A 20,123-nucleotide genomic window follows, 5' to 3' on the forward strand; every position below is an offset into this window, starting at 1 on the left:
TCATAGTATAGGTCCTAGTAAAATTAAAACTTTTTTAAAACAATTCATAGAAAAACCCAGCTTAATGCCAGCTTATCTTTTCTATCTGAGTCTGTTTTTTTTAATATCCCAGTATTCAAAATGGTTTTCCTAATTCCGAAAGGTTATTCTACCCTACTTTATTTTTTTTTGGAAAATAAACACTTTTATAATTGTTGTATTTAAAATACAACAATTTGTATTTTTTATGTACATTTGTACCATCACATAAAAAAAAGACCTGATGAATAACGAACAAAAAGCACTTGTAAAAGCAACAGTACCCGTTTTAAAAACAAATGGAACAGATTTAACAAAACATTTTTACACAAGAATGTTTACACACAACCCTGAGCTGAAAAATATTTTCAACATGAGTAATCAGGCAAGTGGGAAGCAACAAAATGCTTTAGCCGGAGCCGTATTAGCCTATGCAGAACAAATTGAAAATCCTGAAGTTCTAATTAATGTTTTAAGATCTATCGGAAATAAGCATGTAAGTCTAAATATCAGTCCGGAACAATATGATATCGTTGGGCTTCATTTGATTTCTTCAATAAAAGAGGTTCTGGGAGAAGCTGCAAATGATGAACTTATAGAAGCATGGACACAAGCCTATAATGAATTGGCTCAAATAATGATTTCTATTGAAAACGAAATTTACCAATCTACTTTACAAAAAGACGGAGGATGGAAAGGATGGAGAGCATTTGTAATTACAGATATTGTAGAAGAGAGCAGTGAAATTAAATCATTCTATCTAAGTCCTAAGGATAACAAAGCCATTGCAGACTATCTTCCGGGGCAATATATTTCAGTGAAAACATTTATTCCCGCATTAGGGCATGAGCAACCAAGACAATACAGTTTATCGTCAGCTTTCAACCCTAAATATTACAGAATATCTGTGAAGAGAGAAAAAAACATTCAACATTTGCCTGATGGGGTTGTTTCTAATGTATTGCATCAAAAAAAGATAGGTGATGAAATATGGGTCAGCGCTCCGGCCGGTGTTTTCTATGCCAATCCAGTATCTGAAGATCCGTTAGTATTAATAAGCGGTGGTGTAGGTGTAACTCCCTTGCTGAGTATGCTGGAAACTAAAAAGAATACGTTGCAGAATAACACGGTAGTCTGGCTTCATAGCTGTAGAGATGAAAATGTACATGCATTTAAAGATCATGTGAATCATCTCAATACGAACAATCAATGGCTTACCACCCATATTTTTTATGAAACTATTGAAAATGATTCCCATTTTGCCAAAAAAGGAAGAATAGACCTACATGAAATTAAAGAGGAAATTCTTATTGATAAGGCAAAGTATTATATTTGTGGACCCGAAGCATTTATAAAAGCTCAATATAATTCTTTACTACAGCTAGGCATTGCCAAAGAAGATATTCTCTATGAAGAATTTGGGCCACAACTGCTTCATCTAAATTAACATTCAATGAAACTGAACCACTTTACCGACTATAGTTTACGGGTATTAATCTATCTAAATCAAAATGATAAGACTTCCTCATGTTCTTTGGACGAATTGTCCGGAAAACTGGATATACTCCGTAATCACCTTATTAAAGTGGTTCAGTTTCTAGCTCAAAAAGACTTAGTCATAACAAAAAGAGGAAAAAATGGTGGAATTACAATTTCTGAAAAAGCTAATAAAACAGGATTAGGGAGCCTCATTCATTTATTGGAACAAGATGACAGCCCTATTATCAATTGCTTTGCAAAATCTTGTGTGTTTGTCTCCTATGATTGTAAACTAAAATCATTTTTAGACACTGCCTACCAAGCTTTTATCGACAGTATGAACCAGCATTATTTATCTGACCTCGCTTTTAATAATTGGGAAATTATTTTTGCCAATCAAAAAAATGCAGCAAACCATACTTAAAAGTCTGTTTATTACAGCCATCATCACTTTTACATTAAGTTCATTACACCATCGTGAAATGGTTTATGATGAATATTTTATTTACAGCTGGTTAGAATCGTGGTGTATTGCATTGACAATAACTTTAACATTCAATATTCTTATTTTTCCTCATTGCAAATTCATTAGAAAAAACAGAACAAATACATGAAAGAATTTTTACTGCAAAATTTCCCTTATCCCTCGTACATATAAGTAGTAAGATAATGCAGTTCAGGTCTGCTTACCTCCTTAGAATCAGCTTCTGCCTGCTCCAGTGAATAGTTGCTATTGATTTCTTTTTTCTGGAACACAAATGAATTGTTGACATTCTTATCAACTACATCATTAAAGATATGTTCAATTTCAGAATTAGCTAATGAAGCAAAACTGATATCTTCAAAGCCATACATCAGCCTCAAGTCATCATACTGCTTGAAATTTTCATCCACAAATCCTTGCAATTGAGATTTTGAATCGAAATTACCTGCCCAGATATTGTAGGCATACTTTTTCTTTTTCGGTTTATCAAGGATGCTTTGATACACGAAGTTTTCACCAAGATAAGCCTCTCTTACCTGCGGATCATTGGCAAGATCTTCAGGAAGCCCTTCTTTCAGGATCTTACCCTCAAACATGATGTAGGTTTTGTTGGTAATTGCTAAAGTCTGTTGTACGTTATGGTCTGTAATTAGAATTCCGATATTTTTATCTACTAAACTTCTTACAATTTTCTGGATATCTTCTACCGCAATCGGGTCAACCCCCGCAAATGGCTCATCCAGTAGAATAAAGTTCGGGCTTGTAGCAAGACAACGGGCAATCTCCGTTCTACGCCTTTCTCCTCCGGAAAGTAGATCTCCTCTGTTTTTACGAACATGTTGTAAAGAAAATTCTTCAATAAGCTCATCACACTTGATTTGCTGCTCGCGTTTTGAAAGCTTTGTCAACTGTAATACTCCCATAATATTTTCCTCAACGGATAATTTTCTGAATACGGAAGCTTCCTGTGCCAGATAACCGATTCCTTTTTGGGCTCTTCGGTACATGGCATCAGTGGTAATTTCCTGCTTATCCAGAAAAATTTTCCCTGAAGTAGGCTTAACCAACCCTACGATCATATAAAACGATGTGGTTTTACCTGCTCCATTCGGACCTAGTAAACCAACAATTTCTCCCTGCTGAACCTGTACAGAAACGCCTTTTACAACTTTTTTAGGACCGTATTCTTTGATTAAGTTTTCTCCTCGTAAAATCATAGGGCAAATATATCAAAAATGCGAACAAGTTTGCATGCACCTCGCGTTCTTTATATCTAGTTTATGATAATCAATAAAACTTTTTATACTTTTTAAGAACAGAAGATGATTAAAACTGGCAAAAATAAGCTCTGTCTTTACTGTTATTTCCTAATCTCAGTAAACGATAAAATGTTCTGTTTTTTTTACTATTTTTTTCTTTTTCAATACCTCCGCAGTAAATGTGCTTTTATAAAAACCGTCCTTGAAGAGTGTAAATTTCTTTTCATCCACGGCAAATACGTTAGCATTAAGTCTTGATAAATCAGTTTTCCATTGTGGATATTCTACATCCATTTCCCAAGATGCCCTATCCGGATATTTCCCACGGATAACTTCTAAAAGTGGTAACCCAGGCAAGAAAATGATGTTTGGATATTGTGAACTGAGGCTTTCGGCTTCCATAATGTACTCATACTCCTTTTCAGGAATCAATAATCCGGAAACGGCAGGAATATTTTTTGTAAATACATAATGAGAAGAAAATATACTTTCGGAGAAATAGGGGTATTTTAATCTTATCAATAAAAATGAACTTAAAGATAACATCCATATCTCCTACCCTTGTTGTAATCGTCTAGCGATTGATGGGATAAAGCCCAGATCCAACTGATCAATACTATAAACACATATAAAGAAAAGATGGATTGCTGACAAAACACCCAACACATATTGAAAAGTTTTTTTTAGGCTTTTATTAAAAGGAATATTTACTTAATCTTATATATTTTATTTGATTCCTCGTCACAATCTAATCTTTTTTTGTGTAGTTAGGGATATATGAAACAAGTAGTTTTTGATTTTCGATAACTCAATCTTGATATATAAAAACTATTTAAAAAGAAAAGAGATTGCCTTAATGACAATCTCTTTTCAATGTATATAAAATTACAAATCAGAAAATTAATTCACAATCTATAATTTATCATTCAATTATTTATTTAAAATCATTGCAGCTTCCTTAGCAAAATAAGTAAAGATCATATCTGCCCCTGCTCTTTTGAAACAAGTAAGACTTTCAATGATGGTTTTATCATTATCCAGCCAACCGTTCTGAGCAGCAGCCTTCACCATAGCATATTCACCACTTACGTTATAAACAGCAATAGGAAGATCAATGGCTTCACGCACTTTGGAAACAATATCCAGATAAGGAAGCCCTGGTTTGATCATGATGACATCAGCACCTTCCTCAATATCCTTGTACACTTCGTTCAATGCTTCACGGGAATTGTGAAAATCCATTTGGTAAGTCTTTTTATCCTTTGGGATTTCCATGTCATCCGTTGGAGCACTATCTAAAGCACTTCTGAAAGGTCCATAGAAAGAACTTGCATATTTGGCAGCATAGCTTACAATACCCACGTCTGCAAATCCACTTTCCTCTAATGCCTCACGGATCACCAATACTCTGCCATCCATCATGTCACTTGGCGCCACAAGGTCTGCTCCTGCTTCTGCATGAGATACCGACATTCTTGCCAAAGCATCATTGGTAGCATCATTTACAATTTTTCCGTTTTCAATAATTCCGTCATGTCCGTATATTGAATAAGGGTCCAGGGCTACATCCGGCATCACAATCATTCCTGGTACTGCATCTTTAATCGCCTTGATCGTGTTCTGCATCAATCCATCTTTGTTCCACGCCTCTTTTCCTGTATTGTCTTTCAAGTGTTCTGACACTTTCATGTACAAATTGACAGCTTTTACGCCTAAAGAAAATAATTCCTTACATTCCTTCACTGTTAAATCTATACTTCGCCTAAAAATTCCCGGCATAGACGGGATCGCTTCCTGCTTGTTTTCGCCCTCCATTACGAAGATCGGCATTACAAAATCATCAGTTGTAAGTACATTTTCTCTTACCAAACTTCTGATAGATTCATTAACTCTAAGTCTTCTATTTCTTGAATGTATCATTTTGGAATACTTTTTGAATAAGTTTCTACAAATTTACTATAAGTTCTATAAAAAACTATTGTACGAGATTATAGAATTTGTTATATTTGTTATATATATTCGAGAAATTATAAATTTGATGAAAAAACTTTTACTTTTAATTCTATTCGCAGGCACTTTTGTTGGATTTTCCAACAATTTACAAGCTCAGCTTAGAGAGCCCAACTCCACCACTCAAAAGGCGGATGATGGTGTGTTGCTTGCCTATCCAAATCCTGCAAAGGATTTCCTTATTATTAAGGCAAAAGATTCTTCTTTAAGAATCAAAAGTGTGACTTTTTATTCTATTTTGGGTATGCAGGTCGCTAATTATACTGTAAATATGAATTCCGGTGAGATTAATATTGAAAAATTGAAACCCGGGAAATACATGATTCGTTATATCTTAAGTGACAATACACAGAAGGTTACCCAAATCGTGAAACAATAAATTAAAATCCTGATAATCATCAGGATTTTTTCTTTTACATGAATCTCTTTTAATATTTCCGTAACTTTAGGGACTTTTTTATACTAATTGTAAAAAGACAATTTAATGCTAAAAGCTGAACATATTAAAAAGACCTATAATGCCGGAAAAAAGGTCGCACTGGATGATTTTAGCATCCATGTACCAAAAGGCAGTATTTATGGTCTTTTAGGACCTAACGGAGCCGGAAAAACATCTTTTATCCGTATCATCAACCAAATTACTCAGGCTGATTCAGGAGATATCTTTATCAATGGGGAAAAACTGAATCCTACCCACATCAAAAACATCGGTTATATGCCTGAAGAGCGAGGGTTGTATAAGAACATGAGTGTTGGTGATCAGATCCTTTATTTCGGGGAATTGAAAGGGATGAGTAAGAATGATGCCCTGAATGAAGCAAAAAAATGGTTTGATAAGCTAAACATTGATCAATGGTGGAAGAAAAAGCTTTCTGAACTATCTAAGGGGATGGCACAAAAAATCCAGTTTGTGGTAACCGTATTGCACAGACCTCATCTTTTAATTCTTGATGAGCCTTTCTCAGGATTTGATCCTGTAAACGCCAACCTAATTAAGGACCAGATCATTGATCTTAAAAACAATGGAACTACAATCATTCTTTCTACCCACAGAATGGAAAGTGTGGAGGAAATGTGTGATTATGTGGCATTAATCAACAATTCTCAAAAAATCATTGATGGAAGAGTCTTTGATGTTAGGGAAAAATTCAAGAAAAATATTTTCGGAATTACTCTTTCTGAGGTTAATCATGAACAGTTGGATAGTTTTAAAAACAAATATGAGATTTTCAATTTCTCCAACGAAAATAATCTGGTTTCCTTTGAGCTGAAAAATGAGGCTGATCAGAATCATATTCTTCTTGACCTTGTACACGTTGGTAAGGTGAGATCTTTTGATGAGAGAATTCCTAGTATGAATGAGGTGTTTATTAATGCCGTAAGTAACCATTCTTAATTTTATGAATAATATTTTTTTAATTACAAAGAGGGAGTTTCTTACGCAGGTTAAGAAAAAATCCTTTATCATATTGACTTTATTGGCTCCTGTTATGATTATTGCCTTTGGAGCAGTAATCGGATTAATGTTTAAAGCCAACGAATCTCATAGTGTTATTGAAGTTGTGGATAAAAGCGGATTGTTTACCAATCAGTTAAAATCCAATGATAAGCTGAACTATGTGTTTGTTTCTGCAGCTGATGAAAAATCCAAGATCAATAATTTAAAAGGCAATGAGTCTTTGGATGGGATTTTAATTTTACCGGAATTAAAAAGCCAGAATTTTGATGAGCTTGAGACAGGCACACGGCTTGTAGTCAACAGCAAAATGGGATTTGATACTAAGCAGAAAATCGTTTCTGATATTACCAATGTTGTTAAGAAAGAAAAAATTAAGCAGCTTGGAATTCAGGAAGTACAACTGAATGACCTTGATAAGGGTTTTAGCTTGAAAACCATTAATGTAGCTGATAATAACAAGGAGGATTCTGATCTTACTTTTGGAGTAAAATCCGGTCTCAGCATGGTTTTGATGTACGTAACTTTTATGTTTATCATTATTTATGGAGTAAGGGTTATGCGAAGTGTTCTGGAGGAAAAGAACAATCGTGTTGTAGAGATCATTATCTCTTCGGTAAAACCTTTTGAGCTGATGATGGGTAAAATCCTAGGAGTAACATTGGTGGCACTGACACAATTTCTGATCTGGATTACCATGTCTGTAATTGGGGCATTGGTCTTGAATACGGGGTTCTCTCCGCTTCAGCAAAGCATTCCTGGTGGAAGTGAACAAGTAACAAGTAAACTGGATATGGCCCAGCTTGCCACTCAGATCTCTCATAGTTTACTGGAAATGAATTTCCCTTTGATTATTTTTGTATTTATTGTTTTTTTCCTTTTAGGATATATTTTCTACAGTTCTATTTATGCAGCCATTGGTTCTGCAGTGGATAATGAAACAGAGACTCAACAGTTCACTTTATTTGCAATTTTACCGTTAACTCTGGGAATGTACGGAAGCTTCTCATTGATGAACAATCCTGACGGCCCATTAGGTTTTTGGTTATCTATTATACCATTTACTTCACCGGTTGCCATGATTGCGAGAATACCATTTGGAGTTCCTGCATGGCAGATTGCGCTATCTATTGTATTGCTACTGGTTACTACTGTTTTCATGATATTCCTTGCCGGAAAGATCTATCGTGTAGGGATATTGATGTATGGCAATAAAGCTACTTTAAAAGAGCTTTGGAAGTGGATTAAAGGATAATAAGAAAAGGAACTAGGATCAAAATTGAGTTTAAAATACCTAGACTTAGATAAAAAATAAAACTCCCGGAAATTTTAATTTCCGGGAGTTTTCATATTTTGAATAAATGATTTATTTGAATATGTAGCTTAAGGTAAGTGCAACAACCTGCTCTGATTTTTTCTTATTAGTTCCCTTAATTTCTTTTACAAGACCAGGATAAGTATCTGAAAGACCTAAGTCATATTTTACAGCTACTTCGAGTTGTCTCTTATAGCTATATCCTACTCCCAGTCCTATTCCCCAGTTAAAGCTTTTCGCTTTTCCGTTTACTCCTGACGGTTGTGCAGGATCAGTAACATCCGGATCATAGTAAGGTCTGTTCGCAGGAACATTCTTAACATCCTGACTTACCAAAAAGTTGAACCTTGGTCCTAATAGACCAAAAAACTCAGATTCAGATTCTGAGAAGTATCCTTTAAAATAAAGTGGTACACTCAGATAATTGTTTGCATATACTGCATCATAACCATCTCTTCCTTTCGCATCTTTATCTTTCCCGGTTTCTCCTGCACCATAGTACAGAACTTCCGGTTGTATAAAGAATTGGTTTGCCTTTCCTACAGGAATTAAAGCCAAAGCTCCACCTTGAAAAGTATATCTAGGGCCTGAGGGATTATGGGCATTAGATACTCTGGAATAGTTTAAACCTCCTGTAAGACCAAATCTTGTATTCTCCCATTGCACCTGCGCAAAGGAAAAAGCAGAAATAGCCAAAGCTGAGGTTAATAAAAGTTTTTTCATATAATTTGGGTTTTTATATTATCCTAGGATCTTAGCTACAGTAGCACCGATATCAGCAGGAGAATCAACAACGTTGATGCCATTCTCTCTCATGATTTCCATTTTTGCCTGAGCTGTATCTTCTGCACCACCTACGATGGCACCAGCATGTCCCATTGTTCTTCCTTTTGGAGCTGTTTGTCCAGCGATAAATCCAACAACCGGCTTAGTAGATCCGCTTGCTTTGTACCATCTAGCAGCTTCAGCTTCTAGTCCACCACCAATTTCTCCAATCATTACAACAGCTTCAGTTTCAGGATCGTTGATGAATAATTCAAGAGCTTCTCTTGTAGTAGTTCCGATGATTGGGTCACCACCAATACCAATTGCAGTAGAGATACCGTAACCTGCTCTTACTACCTGATCAGCAGCTTCGTAAGTAAGGGTACCTGATTTTGAAACGATACCTACTTTTCCTTTTTTGAAAACGAAACCTGGCATAATACCAATTTTAGCTTCTTCAGAAGTAATGATTCCAGGGCAGTTTGGTCCGATTAATCTACAGTCTCTGTCAGCAATGTAAGATTTTACTTTTACCATATCAGCTACAGGAATACCTTCAGTAATACATACAATTACTTTGATACCTGCTTCAGCAGCTTCCATAATAGCGTCTGCTGCAAATGCTGGTGGTACGAAAATAATACTTACGTTTGCTCCTGCTTTTTCAACAGCGTCAGCCACTGTATTAAATACCGGCTTTCCTAAGTGCTCGCTACCTCCTTTTCCTGGAGTAACACCACCTACTACATTGGTTCCGTATTCAATCATCTGGCTAGCATGGAAAGTACCTTCATTCCCTGTAAATCCTTGTACAATTACTTTAGAATCTTTGTTTACTAAAATTGACATTTTATTGTTGTTTTAATTTATTTATTTTCAGTTTATACGTCAGACAAAAATAATGATTATTTGTCGTTAAAAAAATTTTTAAATCTGATTTTATTCATCATATTTTTTCAACAGATCGATTAAATCCTGCTCCTTAAGTCTGTTATAATTAATATTTTCAATAAGCGGCTCAAGTTCGGGTTTTTCAACCATTAGCTGTTTCAGTTTTTTCCTGTTATTAACCAGAATATTCAATGGCTGTCTTATATCTCCTTTGAACAAAACATCTGATACAAGAGTAGACCCGTCATAGCCGTGGCGTCTATATGCTTTTACCCATTTTATTTTATTCCCGTCATATACCAATTCTACAAGTGTTTTTGTAGATTCTGAAGGAAAATAAATAAAAGTTCTTGGTTTATTTTTAAGATCTGTAAATTCTATTTTCTGAATTTCAGGAGCCGGATATTTAACCATCTTCCCGTCTTCCAGAATTTTAACTTTTTTATCTGAGAGGGTTATTTCATCAATTTGATCACTCTCAAAAAGATTTGTTCTAAAAGGAATTTTAGCGTTTACAATTCTGTTATCGATAAATGTAATTTTTGATTCGATATCTGACTTCTGAGCAAAGCTCAATGAATATACAAAAAGAAAGAGAGCTAACAGATTCTTCATCACAATTTTCTCAGTTTTACTTCTTTTTTCAAATATGTTTTGAAATCTTCTGCAAACATCCCAATATAGGTTCCTTTTTCAAGGTCTCTGTTCACTCCGGTTTTCCCTAAAATTACAGATCCACTCTCAATTTTATTGCCCGAAGCAATACCCACTTGTCCCCATAATGTTACTTCATCTCCAATCACACAACATCCTGCAATTCCAACCTGAGAAGCTATCAGACATTTTTTTCCAATAATTGTATCATGTCCGATTTGAATTTGATTATCCAAAACAGAACCTTCTCCAATGATCGTAGAGTCTGTAACTCCTCTATCAATGGTACATCCATTACCAATTTCTACATTGTTCTCAATAACCACATTTCCTACCGAGATTAAACGGTCAAAATTGCCATTTAATTTTCTGTAATAAAAAGCATCACCACCCAAAACTGTATTGGACTGAATAATGACATTATCCCCAATCACTGATCTATCACCAATAACAACATTTGGAAAAATTAAGGTATTTTTTCCAATTTTCACATTGTTTCCGATAACAGCAGATGAATGAATTTTTGTACCCTCACCAATTTCTACATCGTGAAGTTCTTCTGTGAAGTTATAAATTCTTGTAAAATGGGTATTGATCTTATTAAAATCCCTAAACGGATCATCAGAAACTAAAAGTGCTTTTCCTTCCGGGCACTCTACTTCTTTATCAATTAAGATAATGGTGGCAGCAGAATTTAATGCCTTGTCATAATATTTGGGATGATTGACAAATACAATCTCTCCCGGCTTTACCATATGGATTTCGTTGGAACCTAGTACCTCAAAATCTTCCGGGCCAACAAATTTGGAGCCTATTAAATCTGCAATTGTTTTAAGCTTTTGTGGAGAATGAAATCTCATAACAATAGATTTTCTTATAAAACAAAATTCGGAGTGCTGGTGCAAACCGAATTTATGTAAATTTTATTTATTATTTTACTCTTTCTAAGTAGCTACCGTCTTCAGTGCTTACTTTAATTTTGTCTCCCGGTTCAATGAACAAAGGAACCATTACTCTTGCTCCTGTTTCAACGATTGCGTTTTTCAGGGCGTTGGTTGCAGTGTTTCCTTTTACTCCCGGATCAGCCTCAATAACATCTAAGTATACAGATTGAGGAAGTTCAGCAGAAAGTGGAGTTTCATCAGCCTCTTTCAAAATAATTGTAACTTCTTCACCTGCTTTCATCAAGTTTGAGTTTTCAATCATTTCTTTATTTAAATATAACTGAGAAAAATCATCGTTATTCATGAAGTGGAAACCGTTCTCGTCATCATAAAGATACTGGAATTTTCTTGTGATTACTTTTACTTCATCAATTTTGTGACCTGCAGAGAATGTATTATCTAATACCTTTCCATTTGTCACAGACTTTAATTTTGTTCTTACGAATGCAGGACCTTTTCCTGGTTTTACGTGAAGAAACTCAATTACTTTAAAAATATCGTTGCTATATTCGATGCAAAGACCTTTTCTGATATCGTTACTTGTTGCCATTAATATATAATTATTCTTTTGTTTAGTTTTTATTGGCTCCTATAAGCAAATGTGCTTTCTCAGCTTTCTTCACCTTTTTGCCTTTTCAACTTATTAGTTGCTTTCTTTGGTGGTTCCGTAGCCTTTCACAATACCTCTTGGAGAGTTTTGGATAAACTGTAGAATTTCATCTCTTTCAGCAGTAGGCAGCATTTCTTTTTCAATGTATGCCAACGCTTGGGAAACGTTCATTTTCATCTGGAAAATTGTTCTGTAGATTTTTTGAATTTCGAAAATCTTCTCATTGGTAAATCCTCTTCTTCTTAAACCTACGGAATTGATTCCTGCATAAGACATTGGCTCTCTAGCAACTTTCACATAAGGTGGAATATCTTTTCTTACCAGAGTACCTCCGGAGATCATTACATGCTTCCCAATTTTACCAAATTGATGAACAGCCGATAAACCTCCCATTACAGTATAGTCTCCAATCTCCACATGTCCTGCAATACCACAACCGTTTACAATGATAACGTGATCTCCGATTACGCAGTCATGTGCAATATGTGAAGTAGCCATAATAAGGCAGTTGGCACCTATTTTAGTATGACCTAGGGCTTTTGTACCCCTATTTACCGTAACACATTCTCTGATCGTTGTATCATCACCGATAATTACCTGGGTGTCTTCACCATCAAATTTCAGATCCTGGGGAATTGCAGAGATAACAGTCCCGGGGAAAATCCTACAATTCTTCCCTATTCTTGCACCATCCATAATGGTAACATTTGGACCAATCCATGTTCCTTCTCCAATTTCTACGTCCCCTGCAATTGTAGTAAAAGGCTCTACAATTACATTTTTGCTGATTTTTGCGCGTTTATCTACGGCTGCTAATTGATGAATCATTTAATCAACTTTATTTTTTGCAACTTGAGCCATAAGCTCCGCTTCTACTGCCACTGTATCTCCTACATATCCGTACCCTTGCATGTGAACGATACCTCTTCTGATAGGCTCAATCAATTCAATTTTGAATATAAGCGTATCTCCCGGAATTACTTTTCTCTTGAACTTCACCTTATCAATTTTGATAAAGTAAGTAGAATAGTTTTCAGGATCAGGAACACTTGCCAAAACTAGGATACCACCTGTTTGAGCCAAGGCTTCAACCTGAAGAACTCCAGGCATTACAGGTTCCTTAGGGAAATGTCCCACGAAGAAAGGTTCATTCATTGTTACATTTTTCAAACCTACGACATGAGAGTCTGAAAGTTCAAGAATCTTATCGATTAATAAGAACGGAGGTCTGTGAGGCATAAGCTTCATAATTCCGTTGATATCAAATACCGGCTCTTTAGTTAAATCAAAGTCCGGAACGTTTTTCTTTTTCTGCAATTTCCACTGACGGTTTAATTTCTTCGCAAATTGAGTATTCACAAAGTGTCCTGGTTTGTTGGCAATAACTTTACCTTTTATTTTCACACCTGCCAAGGCTAAATCACCAATTACATCCAGTAATTTGTGTCTTGCAGCTTCGTTAGGATAGTTTAGGTTAAGATTATCTAGAATACCATTTGGTCTGATGGAAACATTATCCTTACCAAAGGCTTTTTTCAATTTTTCTGTAGTTTCCGGAGTAAGATCCTTATCTACGTACACGATCGCATTGGAGATATCTCCCCCTTTGATCAATCCGTGGTCTAAAAGCATTTCCAATTCATGTAAGAAACTGAATGTTCTTGCTGAAGAGATTTCGTCTTTAAACTCGGAGATATTTTTAAGAGTAGCATTTTGAGTTCCTAAAACTTTAGTTCCAAAATCTACCATTGTTGTTACTTCATAAGTATCTGAAGGGATGATCGTGATTTCTGAACCTGTAGCAGGATCACTGTACGTAAGAACTTCTTTTACTACCAGATATTCTCTAGCAATATTTTGGTCTACAACCCCTACACTTTCAATAGCTTCAACAAAATATTTTGAAGACCCATCAAGGATAGGTGGCTCTGAAGCGTCCATTTCCAACACTGCGTTGTCTATATCACAACCAACCAATGCCGCCAAAAGGTGCTCACAGGTAGTGATTTTTACGCCAAGCTTTTCTAATGTTGTACCTCTCTCTGTTGCTACTACATAATTAACATCAGCTTCAACCTGAGGATGTCCCTCTAAATCGGTTCTTACAAATACAAATCCCGTATTTTCCTTTGCGGGTTTGATGGTAAGTTTTACTTCTTTACCAGTATGAAGGCCTATTCCAGAAAGGGTTACCTCTTCCTGAAGCGTTTTTTGCATATCACTCATTAGTATTATCTTTTGAGTTATTCTCAAGATTATTTATTCTGTTGACTATTCCAGGTAAATTTCTGAAATGAACATAGCTTCTCAAATAGTCATTGTAGCTTATTGCTGGTGAACCATATAAGGTTTCTCTATCGTTAACACTGGAATTCACGCCACTCTGAGCCTGAATTTTCACTTGGTTTCCGATTTTGATATGTCCAACAACTCCTACCTGACCTCCAATTTGATTCCAATCCCCGATTGTAGTAGAACCTGCTATTCCTGCTTGTGCTGCAATTACATTATTCTGACCAATTTTCACATTGTGAGCAATCTGAATCAGGTTATCAATTTTTGTTCCTTTCCCAATGATGGTAGAACCTATTGTAGCCCTGTCGATACTACAGTTTGAACCTATTTCAACATCATCTTCAATAATGACATTTCCAAGCTGTGGAATTTTTTTAAATCCTTCAGCCGTCGGTTGAAACCCAAAACCATCACCTCCTACTACCGTATTGGAGTGAATTACACAGTTATCCCCAATAATACAGTAGTCGTAAATTCTGGCTCCACTGTCAATTTTACAGTTTTTACCAATTTTCACTCCTTTTCCTATATATACATGTGGATAGATTTGTGAACCCTCACCGATTTTAGCTTTTTCCGAAACATATGTAAATGCTCCTATATAAGCTTTATCACCTATTACGGCTGTATCGTGGATGGATGATCCATCTTCAATACCTTCTTTTCTTCCTCTCATTTCCTGATATAAATTCATCAGAACCTGAAAAGAGAGGTAGGCATCTTTTACAACAATTAAGGTAGGGGTATAACTATTTTCATTCAGAAGTTTTTCCGAAACGATGATAACAGAGCACTTTGAGGTATCCAAAAAATGAGAAAATCTATCTTGTGCTATAAAAGAAAGATGTCCTGATTCTCCATTTTCAATTGGAGAAACCCCTGTAATAAGTGCTGTCTCGTCACCTATTATTTTTCCGTCAATAAAACTTGCAATTTGCGAAGCTGTAAATTCCATATTCTGCAAAGATAAGAAATTCTATAATTTGCAAACATTTTTTGGTTTCAGATCGTAAATTTTAATATTATTTAAGAATCTAGTTAGAGATATCTCTCGGAAACATAAGGATATAGCGTGTTGTTTTGTTCACCATTAATCCTGATAAAAGCTGATCTTCAGACTCATGAAGTTTCATTCTTCTGCCATTTTTTTGCAATAAGTAGATCGGTTGCTTTTCAGTATCATAGGGTAAAAGCTTTCTTTTTATCTCCTGAACCAATTCTTTTCCGTTATTGATACCAAAAAATTCATTGGTATTTTTTACTTTTTCATTAATTATCTCATCGTTGAATGGATGTGATGAAATAATTGTTTTGGGAAGATTTCTCTGAATAACACTTTTACACCAATAAGACAGTACAAAATCATCAGAGTTCTGCCATTCCTTCATTGCCTGAATGATATCATTATCGTCTAATTGGGTAAATCTTTCTACATCTTCATTGGTTGCAGAGCTTTTACTTCGGTATAAGAAGTATTTCAGATTATCCGTTGCAGGCAGTTCTACTCCCTGAGAGATCAGATATTTTGCTCTTTCAAGGATCTTAACCAATAGAAACTCTGCAAGAGCAGATGTCTTATGATAGTATACCTGCCAGTACATGAACATTCTGGCCGTTAAAAAGTTTTCAATAGAATATATTCCCTTTGCATCAATAACCAATTCTCCTTCTTCACAAACATTCATCATGGAAATAATTCTTTGGGTATTAATATTTCCCTCCGAAACTCCTGTAAAAAAGCTATCTCTATTCAGATAATCCAGCCTGTCTACATCCAATTGAGATGAGATAAGCTGATTGAAGAATTTTCTGTGGTATTTTCCCTGAAACATTTCAATGGCCATGGAAAGTTGCCCGTCAAACTCTTCATTTAATTTATTCATGAGCAACAGCGAAAGATTTTCATGATGCCAGTCATCCATCAGCATACTTTCCAATGCATGAGAAAACGGACCATGCCCAATATCATGCATTAAAATTGCCAACATAGCTCCTTTTTCTTCTTCTTCAGAGATTTTAACGCCTTTCTGCCTTAGTGTTTCCAATGCTGTAAACATCAAATGCATGGCTCCCAAGGCATGATGAAACCTTGTGTGCGTCGCTCCGGGGAAAATCAGATTCAAAAGTCCGGTTTGCCCTATTCTTCTCAGTCTCTGGAAGTAGGGATGTTCAATAATATCAAATAAAATTTCGTGTGGAATTTTGATAAACCCGTGAACAGGATCGTTGATAATTTTTAGCTTATTCTGCATTGAATCGTCAATATTAGTAAACAAAGTTAGGGATTTTAAATTTTAGGGATGATTAAATTAATATTAATAGCCGGGAGTAAAAAGCGAGAGAATTGGAGAGCTAGGCTGAATATTACTATGAGATAGCAATTACTCAATATCGAAACTGCTTATTGTATACAAAAATCATCCTTTTTCAAACCCAGCTTATTGATCTTATCAAATATTCTTCAAGAACAATTGCATCTGTTATTTTTAAAATTTATCTTTGAGAAAACCCAATACCTTTTGATGAGAAAATATCTTTTTTTCATTTTATTATTTTTAAGTCTACATTTTTCCGCCCAGATTTTATCTGAAAATCAAAAACTGGAATCCCTCTGCAAGGTTTGGGGATTTTTAAAATATTATCATCCACATGTGGCAAAAGGAAATATTAATTGGGATGAACAGCTTATCAAAAAAATCAATGAGTTTGAAAATATCCATGATAAGATTGCACTCAACAACTTATACTCTGCATGGATTAACAGTTTGGGAAAAGTAGATGAATGTAAAGATTGTTTACAAACAGACAACAAGACTTATTTTTTGAAAAATTTCGATCTAAGCTGGATAGACAATCCCAGTATATTTACAGAAAATACTGCTCAAAAGCTTCATTATATTGAAAGCAACCGCAATATTGGGAATAATCATTATATAGGAAAAGGTGGAAGAAAAATATACTTCAGAAATGAAAATTCCTATGGATCACGATTTACTTCAAAATCAATCAGTTTGTTGGAACTTTTCAGATACTGGAATTATGTAGAATATTTCTTCCCTTATAAATATGAAACCGATCAAAACTGGAATGATGTTCTGAGAGAAATGATCCCAAAATTTCTTGCTGTTCAGAATGATAAAGATTATCACTTAACTTTAGCAGAATTGGTAGCAAAAATAGATGATTCCCATGCCTTTCTTTTTTCAACACTAATAAGCCTTAATCAATATGGAAACAAAAAACTTCCTGTGGAATATTCTTATGCAGAGGGAAAATTAATCATAACAAAAATCAATACCAATCGATTTCATGAGAAAACACCTTTCTATGTGGGAGATGTTATTTATGACGTTAACGGCAAAACCATACCGGAAATGGTCAACAGTTATGGAAAATATATTTCTGCGTCTAATTCCTGGGGAAAAGTAAATAAGGTAAAAAGTAAACTTCTTTTCAATAATATGGATTCTATTTCCGTTAAGTTGGAAAGAGATGGACAGAATATGGAAGTCGTGGCCAAAACATATTTCCTTAAAGATATTATCGTTAAGAAAAATCCAGTCCCTCAAAAGTGGAAATTTCTGGATCAGGAAAAGAAAATTGGGTATGTTAATATGGGAGTGATCACCAAGGAAGATCTGGATGAGATGTACAGAAATCTAAGGGCTACAAATTCCATTATTTTTGATCTTCGAAATTATCCTAAACTGACAATTCTGCCTTTAAGTGAAATTTTGCTTCCACAAACAACTGTTTATTACCAATTCAATTTTCCGGAAACTAATTATCCCGGTAAATTTTACAGCAGAAAAAACAGTATCGGAAAAAAAAATCCTAACTACTATAAGGGAAATGTAATAGTTTTGGTAGATGAGAATACTCAAAGTCAGGCTGAAACTACCACTATGATGTTCAAACAACATCCAAAAGCAAAGATAATCGGAAGTAATACTTCGGGGGCCAACGGAGATATTATCAAATTTAAGCTTGCGGGTCTGGATACATGCTTTACCGGCCTTGGTGCTTATTATCCGGATGGTAGAGAAACCCAAAGAATTGGGATCATTCCCGATATCCTCATAAAGCCTACAGTGGACGGAATCAAAAATGGAAAGGATGAAGTGTTGGAAAGGGCTTTGATGTATATAAAAAACAATGAATAACAGAGGATATCCAGAAAACATCCTCAAAGATTTTCATTTAACTAATATTTAACTTTTAAAGTTTCGATTTTGTGAGATTTTAAAAGGAATTGGTCAACATTTTGATACAATAATCATGTAAAAAATAAATTATGTCAGAAAAGATATTATGGATAGATGATGAAATAGATTTACTTAAACCTCATATCGTATTTTTAGAGAAAAAAGGTTACCTGGTAACCCCTGTTAACAACGTGAACGAGGCTTTGGAACTTATGGATTCAGAAAAATTTGCTTTAACGCTCATTGATGAAAACATGCCTGGCATTTCCGGGTTGGAAGCCATCCCTATGATCAAGGAAAAAGATAATTCCTTAAAAATAGTAATGGTGACCAAAAGTGAGGAGGAACACATTATGGAAGAAGCTATCGGCTCTCAGATTGCCGATTATATATTAAAGCCTGTCAATCCTAATCAAATATTACTTTCCTTAAAAAAGAATCTTCAGGAAGACAACCTGGTAGAACAAAAAACCATTTTACAATATCAACAGGAATTCAGAAATCTTTCCATGGAACTTTCTTACTTGAGAACATACCAGGAATGGGCTGAATATTATAAGAAGATCCTTAGCTGGGAAATTAAATTTGATAAGGTTGCAGATAATGAGTTTGCAGATCTTCTACAATCTCAAAAAGAGGAAGCCAACATCCAGTTTGCGAAGTTTATTGAAAAAAATTATGAACACTGGCTGACTGATTCTGACAAGCCAATGATGAGCCACACACTTTTCAAAGAAAAGGTAAAGCCTGAAGTTGAAAAGGATAAAGTACTCTTATTGATGGTAGACAACCTTCGTTACGATCAATGGAAAGTTATTGAACCTTTGTTCACGAAGTATTATAATAAGGTTTCTGAGGATTATTACTACAGTATTCTTCCTACTGCAACACAATATGCAAGAAACTCTTTCTTTGCAGGGTTAATGCCATCAGAGATTGAAAAACGTTTCCCTGAAAAATGGTTTAATGACAATGAAGAAGGAAACAAGAATGAATTTGAACGTGATTTCCTGGAAGATCAGATGAAAAGAATTGGCATTGGAAACAAATCTATGAAGTACCTTAAAGTACTAAATGCTGATTTTGAAAGAAAAATCTATGATGATTTTAATCAACATAAAAACAATGACCTTCTGGTGATTGTATATAACTTTATTGATATTCTTTCTCACGCAAAAACCGACAATCATATTGTAGATCAACTTATTCGTGATGATAAAACTTTCCGATCACTAACCTTTAACTGGTTTGAAAATTCTTCGTTGCTGAAGATCATTAAAGCTGCCGCTGAAAATGGTTACAAACTAGTCATTACAACTGACCACGGAACTGTTTACGTTAAAAAACCAAGTAAAGTTGTTGGAGACAGAGAAACCTCTACTAATATCCGATATAAAACCGGTAAAAGCTTAACGTATGATGATAGTGATGTATGGGCTATTACCAATCCGGAAAAACTTTTCCTTCCAAAAGGAAACCTAAGCTCAAAATATATCTTTGCTAAAAACAATATATTCCTGGCTTATCCAAAGAACTACAATCATTTTGTAAATTACTATAAAGAAACCTACCAGCATGGTGGAATTTCACTGGAAGAATGTATTATTCCGATCAGTGTTTTAGAGCCCAAGTAATTTATTTCATTTTAGGTTTAAAGCGGAAAAAATCAATTGATTTTTTCCGCTTTCTTGTTTAAGGCATTCATTTTGCATGGTAAGAAACATCCATAAATAAATAT

The 20,123-nt window shown here is 34.9% G+C and carries 18 protein-coding genes and 1 pseudogene; 7 read left to right on the forward strand and 12 right to left on the reverse strand.

The annotated features are described in order from the left end of the window. The first annotated feature begins 262 nt into the window (after nt 1-262). Nucleotides 263-1,465: an NO-inducible flavohemoprotein gene (gene hmpA, locus EG359_RS09145; protein ID WP_076352550.1), complete on the forward strand. Its 1,203-nt coding sequence runs from the start codon at nt 263-265 to the stop codon at nt 1,463-1,465. A gap of 6 nt (nt 1,466-1,471) precedes the next feature. After that, nucleotides 1,472-1,921: an Rrf2 family transcriptional regulator gene (locus EG359_RS09150; protein WP_076352551.1), complete on the forward strand. Its 450-nt coding sequence runs from the start codon at nt 1,472-1,474 to the stop codon at nt 1,919-1,921. Nucleotides 1,922-2,472: 551 nt separating this feature from the next. Here the strand turns inward: EG359_RS09150 and lptB are convergent. The 3 genes and pseudogenes from lptB to hemB all read right to left on the reverse strand — a co-directional run. Beyond that, a pseudogene (lptB, locus tag EG359_RS09155) lies at nt 2,473-3,198 on the reverse strand (LPS export ABC transporter ATP-binding protein); the annotation flags it as partial. A gap of 156 nt (nt 3,199-3,354) precedes the next feature. Continuing rightward, nucleotides 3,355-3,762 carry a hypothetical protein gene (locus EG359_RS09160; protein ID WP_123867319.1) on the reverse strand — a complete coding sequence of 136 codons (408 nt, stop codon included), beginning with the start codon at nt 3,760-3,762 and terminating at the stop codon, nt 3,355-3,357. A 408-nt stretch (nt 3,763-4,170) separates the two neighbouring features. Beyond that, nucleotides 4,171-5,160 (reverse strand): porphobilinogen synthase, encoded by a 990-nt coding sequence (gene hemB, locus EG359_RS09165; RefSeq protein ID WP_076352554.1) that lies wholly within the window; start codon nt 5,158-5,160, stop codon nt 4,171-4,173. Nucleotides 5,161-5,278: 118 nt separating this feature from the next. Here hemB and EG359_RS09170 point away from each other — a divergent pair, with 118 nt between their 5' ends. From EG359_RS09170 to EG359_RS09180, 3 genes are all read left to right on the forward strand, one after another. Further along, a complete protein-coding gene (locus EG359_RS09170) occupies nt 5,279-5,629 on the forward strand; it encodes a T9SS type A sorting domain-containing protein (protein ID WP_076352555.1) in 351 nt (116 codons plus the stop codon). A gap of 105 nt (nt 5,630-5,734) precedes the next feature. Beyond that, entirely contained in the window at nt 5,735-6,646 is a 912-nt protein-coding gene (locus EG359_RS09175; RefSeq protein WP_076352556.1) for an ABC transporter ATP-binding protein, read from the forward strand. Nucleotides 6,647-6,650: 4 nt separating this feature from the next. After that, nucleotides 6,651-7,961, forward strand: a complete 1,311-nt coding sequence (locus EG359_RS09180) for an ABC transporter permease (protein ID WP_076352557.1) — start codon at nt 6,651-6,653, stop codon at nt 7,959-7,961. Nucleotides 7,962-8,072: 111 nt separating this feature from the next. Here the strand turns inward: EG359_RS09180 and EG359_RS09185 are convergent, their stop codons facing one another. From EG359_RS09185 to EG359_RS09225, 9 genes are all read right to left on the reverse strand, one after another. Continuing rightward, nucleotides 8,073-8,744: a porin family protein gene (locus tag EG359_RS09185; protein ID WP_076352558.1), complete on the reverse strand. Its 672-nt coding sequence runs from the start codon at nt 8,742-8,744 to the stop codon at nt 8,073-8,075. 18 nt (nt 8,745-8,762) lie between these two features. After that, nucleotides 8,763-9,635: a succinate--CoA ligase subunit alpha gene (gene sucD / locus EG359_RS09190; protein ID WP_047488432.1), complete on the reverse strand. Its 873-nt coding sequence runs from the start codon at nt 9,633-9,635 to the stop codon at nt 8,763-8,765. 90 nt (nt 9,636-9,725) lie between these two features. Further along, on the reverse strand, nt 9,726-10,292 hold the full coding sequence (locus EG359_RS09195; RefSeq protein ID WP_076352559.1) for a hypothetical protein: 567 nt from the start codon (nt 10,290-10,292) through the stop codon (nt 9,726-9,728). Next, nucleotides 10,292-11,191 (reverse strand): UDP-3-O-(3-hydroxymyristoyl)glucosamine N-acyltransferase, encoded by a 900-nt coding sequence (locus EG359_RS09200; RefSeq protein ID WP_076352560.1) that lies wholly within the window; start codon nt 11,189-11,191, stop codon nt 10,292-10,294. Before EG359_RS09200 ends, EG359_RS09195 begins: the two co-directional genes overlap by 1 nt. Before the next feature lie 70 nt (nt 11,192-11,261). Next, entirely contained in the window at nt 11,262-11,825 is a 564-nt protein-coding gene (gene efp / locus EG359_RS09205; RefSeq protein WP_076352561.1) for an elongation factor P, read from the reverse strand. 93 nt (nt 11,826-11,918) lie between these two features. Next, nucleotides 11,919-12,713 carry an acyl-ACP--UDP-N-acetylglucosamine O-acyltransferase gene (gene lpxA, locus EG359_RS09210; protein ID WP_076352562.1) on the reverse strand — a complete coding sequence of 265 codons (795 nt, stop codon included), beginning with the start codon at nt 12,711-12,713 and terminating at the stop codon, nt 11,919-11,921. Continuing rightward, nucleotides 12,714-14,111, reverse strand: a complete 1,398-nt coding sequence (locus EG359_RS09215; RefSeq protein ID WP_076352563.1) for a bifunctional UDP-3-O-[3-hydroxymyristoyl] N-acetylglucosamine deacetylase/3-hydroxyacyl-ACP dehydratase — start codon at nt 14,109-14,111, stop codon at nt 12,714-12,716. It abuts the gene before it with no gap. Beyond that, a complete protein-coding gene (lpxD, locus tag EG359_RS09220) occupies nt 14,104-15,135 on the reverse strand; it encodes a UDP-3-O-(3-hydroxymyristoyl)glucosamine N-acyltransferase (protein WP_076352564.1) in 1,032 nt (343 codons plus the stop codon). The genes EG359_RS09215 and lpxD overlap by 8 nt, the downstream gene beginning before the upstream one ends. Nucleotides 15,136-15,214: 79 nt before the next feature. Further along, nucleotides 15,215-16,432 (reverse strand): HD domain-containing protein, encoded by a 1,218-nt coding sequence (locus EG359_RS09225; RefSeq protein ID WP_076352565.1) that lies wholly within the window; start codon nt 16,430-16,432, stop codon nt 15,215-15,217. A 270-nt stretch (nt 16,433-16,702) separates the two neighbouring features. Here EG359_RS09225 and EG359_RS22660 point away from each other — a divergent pair, with 270 nt between their 5' ends. Continuing rightward, a complete protein-coding gene (locus EG359_RS22660; RefSeq protein ID WP_076352566.1) occupies nt 16,703-18,343 on the forward strand; it encodes a S41 family peptidase in 1,641 nt (546 codons plus the stop codon). A gap of 131 nt (nt 18,344-18,474) precedes the next feature. Then, on the forward strand, nt 18,475-20,019 hold the full coding sequence (gene porX / locus EG359_RS09235; protein ID WP_076352567.1) for a T9SS response regulator signal transducer PorX: 1,545 nt from the start codon (nt 18,475-18,477) through the stop codon (nt 20,017-20,019). The last annotated feature ends 104 nt before the right edge of the window (nt 20,020-20,123 follow it).

The organism is Chryseobacterium joostei (assembly GCF_003815775.1).
Taxonomy (GTDB): domain Bacteria; phylum Bacteroidota; class Bacteroidia; order Flavobacteriales; family Weeksellaceae; genus Chryseobacterium; species Chryseobacterium joostei.

Excerpts from the sequence above, each read along its gene's own strand:
- hmpA (WP_076352550.1), top strand. The coding sequence starts at position 263 with ATGAATAACGAACAAAAAGCACTTGTAAAAGCAACAGTACCCGTTTTA.
- EG359_RS22660 (WP_076352566.1), top strand. The coding sequence starts at position 16,703 with ATGAGAAAATATCTTTTTTTCATTTTATTATTTTTAAGTCTACATTTT.
- lpxA (WP_076352562.1), bottom strand. The coding sequence starts at position 12,713 with ATGATTCATCAATTAGCAGCCGTAGATAAACGCGCAAAAATCAGCAAA.
- EG359_RS09170 (WP_076352555.1), top strand. The coding sequence starts at position 5,279 with ATGAAAAAACTTTTACTTTTAATTCTATTCGCAGGCACTTTTGTTGGA.
- EG359_RS09180 (WP_076352557.1), top strand. The coding sequence starts at position 6,651 with ATGAATAATATTTTTTTAATTACAAAGAGGGAGTTTCTTACGCAGGTT.
- EG359_RS09200 (WP_076352560.1), bottom strand. The coding sequence starts at position 11,191 with ATGAGATTTCATTCTCCACAAAAGCTTAAAACAATTGCAGATTTAATA.
- EG359_RS09195 (WP_076352559.1), bottom strand. The coding sequence starts at position 10,292 with ATGAAGAATCTGTTAGCTCTCTTTCTTTTTGTATATTCATTGAGCTTT.
- porX (WP_076352567.1), top strand. The coding sequence starts at position 18,475 with ATGTCAGAAAAGATATTATGGATAGATGATGAAATAGATTTACTTAAA.
- hemB (WP_076352554.1), bottom strand. The coding sequence starts at position 5,160 with ATGATACATTCAAGAAATAGAAGACTTAGAGTTAATGAATCTATCAGA.
- EG359_RS09150 (WP_076352551.1), top strand. The coding sequence starts at position 1,472 with ATGAAACTGAACCACTTTACCGACTATAGTTTACGGGTATTAATCTAT.
- EG359_RS09175 (WP_076352556.1), top strand. The coding sequence starts at position 5,735 with ATGCTAAAAGCTGAACATATTAAAAAGACCTATAATGCCGGAAAAAAG.
- sucD (WP_047488432.1), bottom strand. The coding sequence starts at position 9,635 with ATGTCAATTTTAGTAAACAAAGATTCTAAAGTAATTGTACAAGGATTT.
- EG359_RS09225 (WP_076352565.1), bottom strand. The coding sequence starts at position 16,432 with ATGCAGAATAAGCTAAAAATTATCAACGATCCTGTTCACGGGTTTATC.
- EG359_RS09185 (WP_076352558.1), bottom strand. The coding sequence starts at position 8,744 with ATGAAAAAACTTTTATTAACCTCAGCTTTGGCTATTTCTGCTTTTTCC.
- lpxD (WP_076352564.1), bottom strand. The coding sequence starts at position 15,135 with ATGGAATTTACAGCTTCGCAAATTGCAAGTTTTATTGACGGAAAAATA.
- EG359_RS09215 (WP_076352563.1), bottom strand. The coding sequence starts at position 14,111 with ATGAGTGATATGCAAAAAACGCTTCAGGAAGAGGTAACCCTTTCTGGA.
- efp (WP_076352561.1), bottom strand. The coding sequence starts at position 11,825 with ATGGCAACAAGTAACGATATCAGAAAAGGTCTTTGCATCGAATATAGC.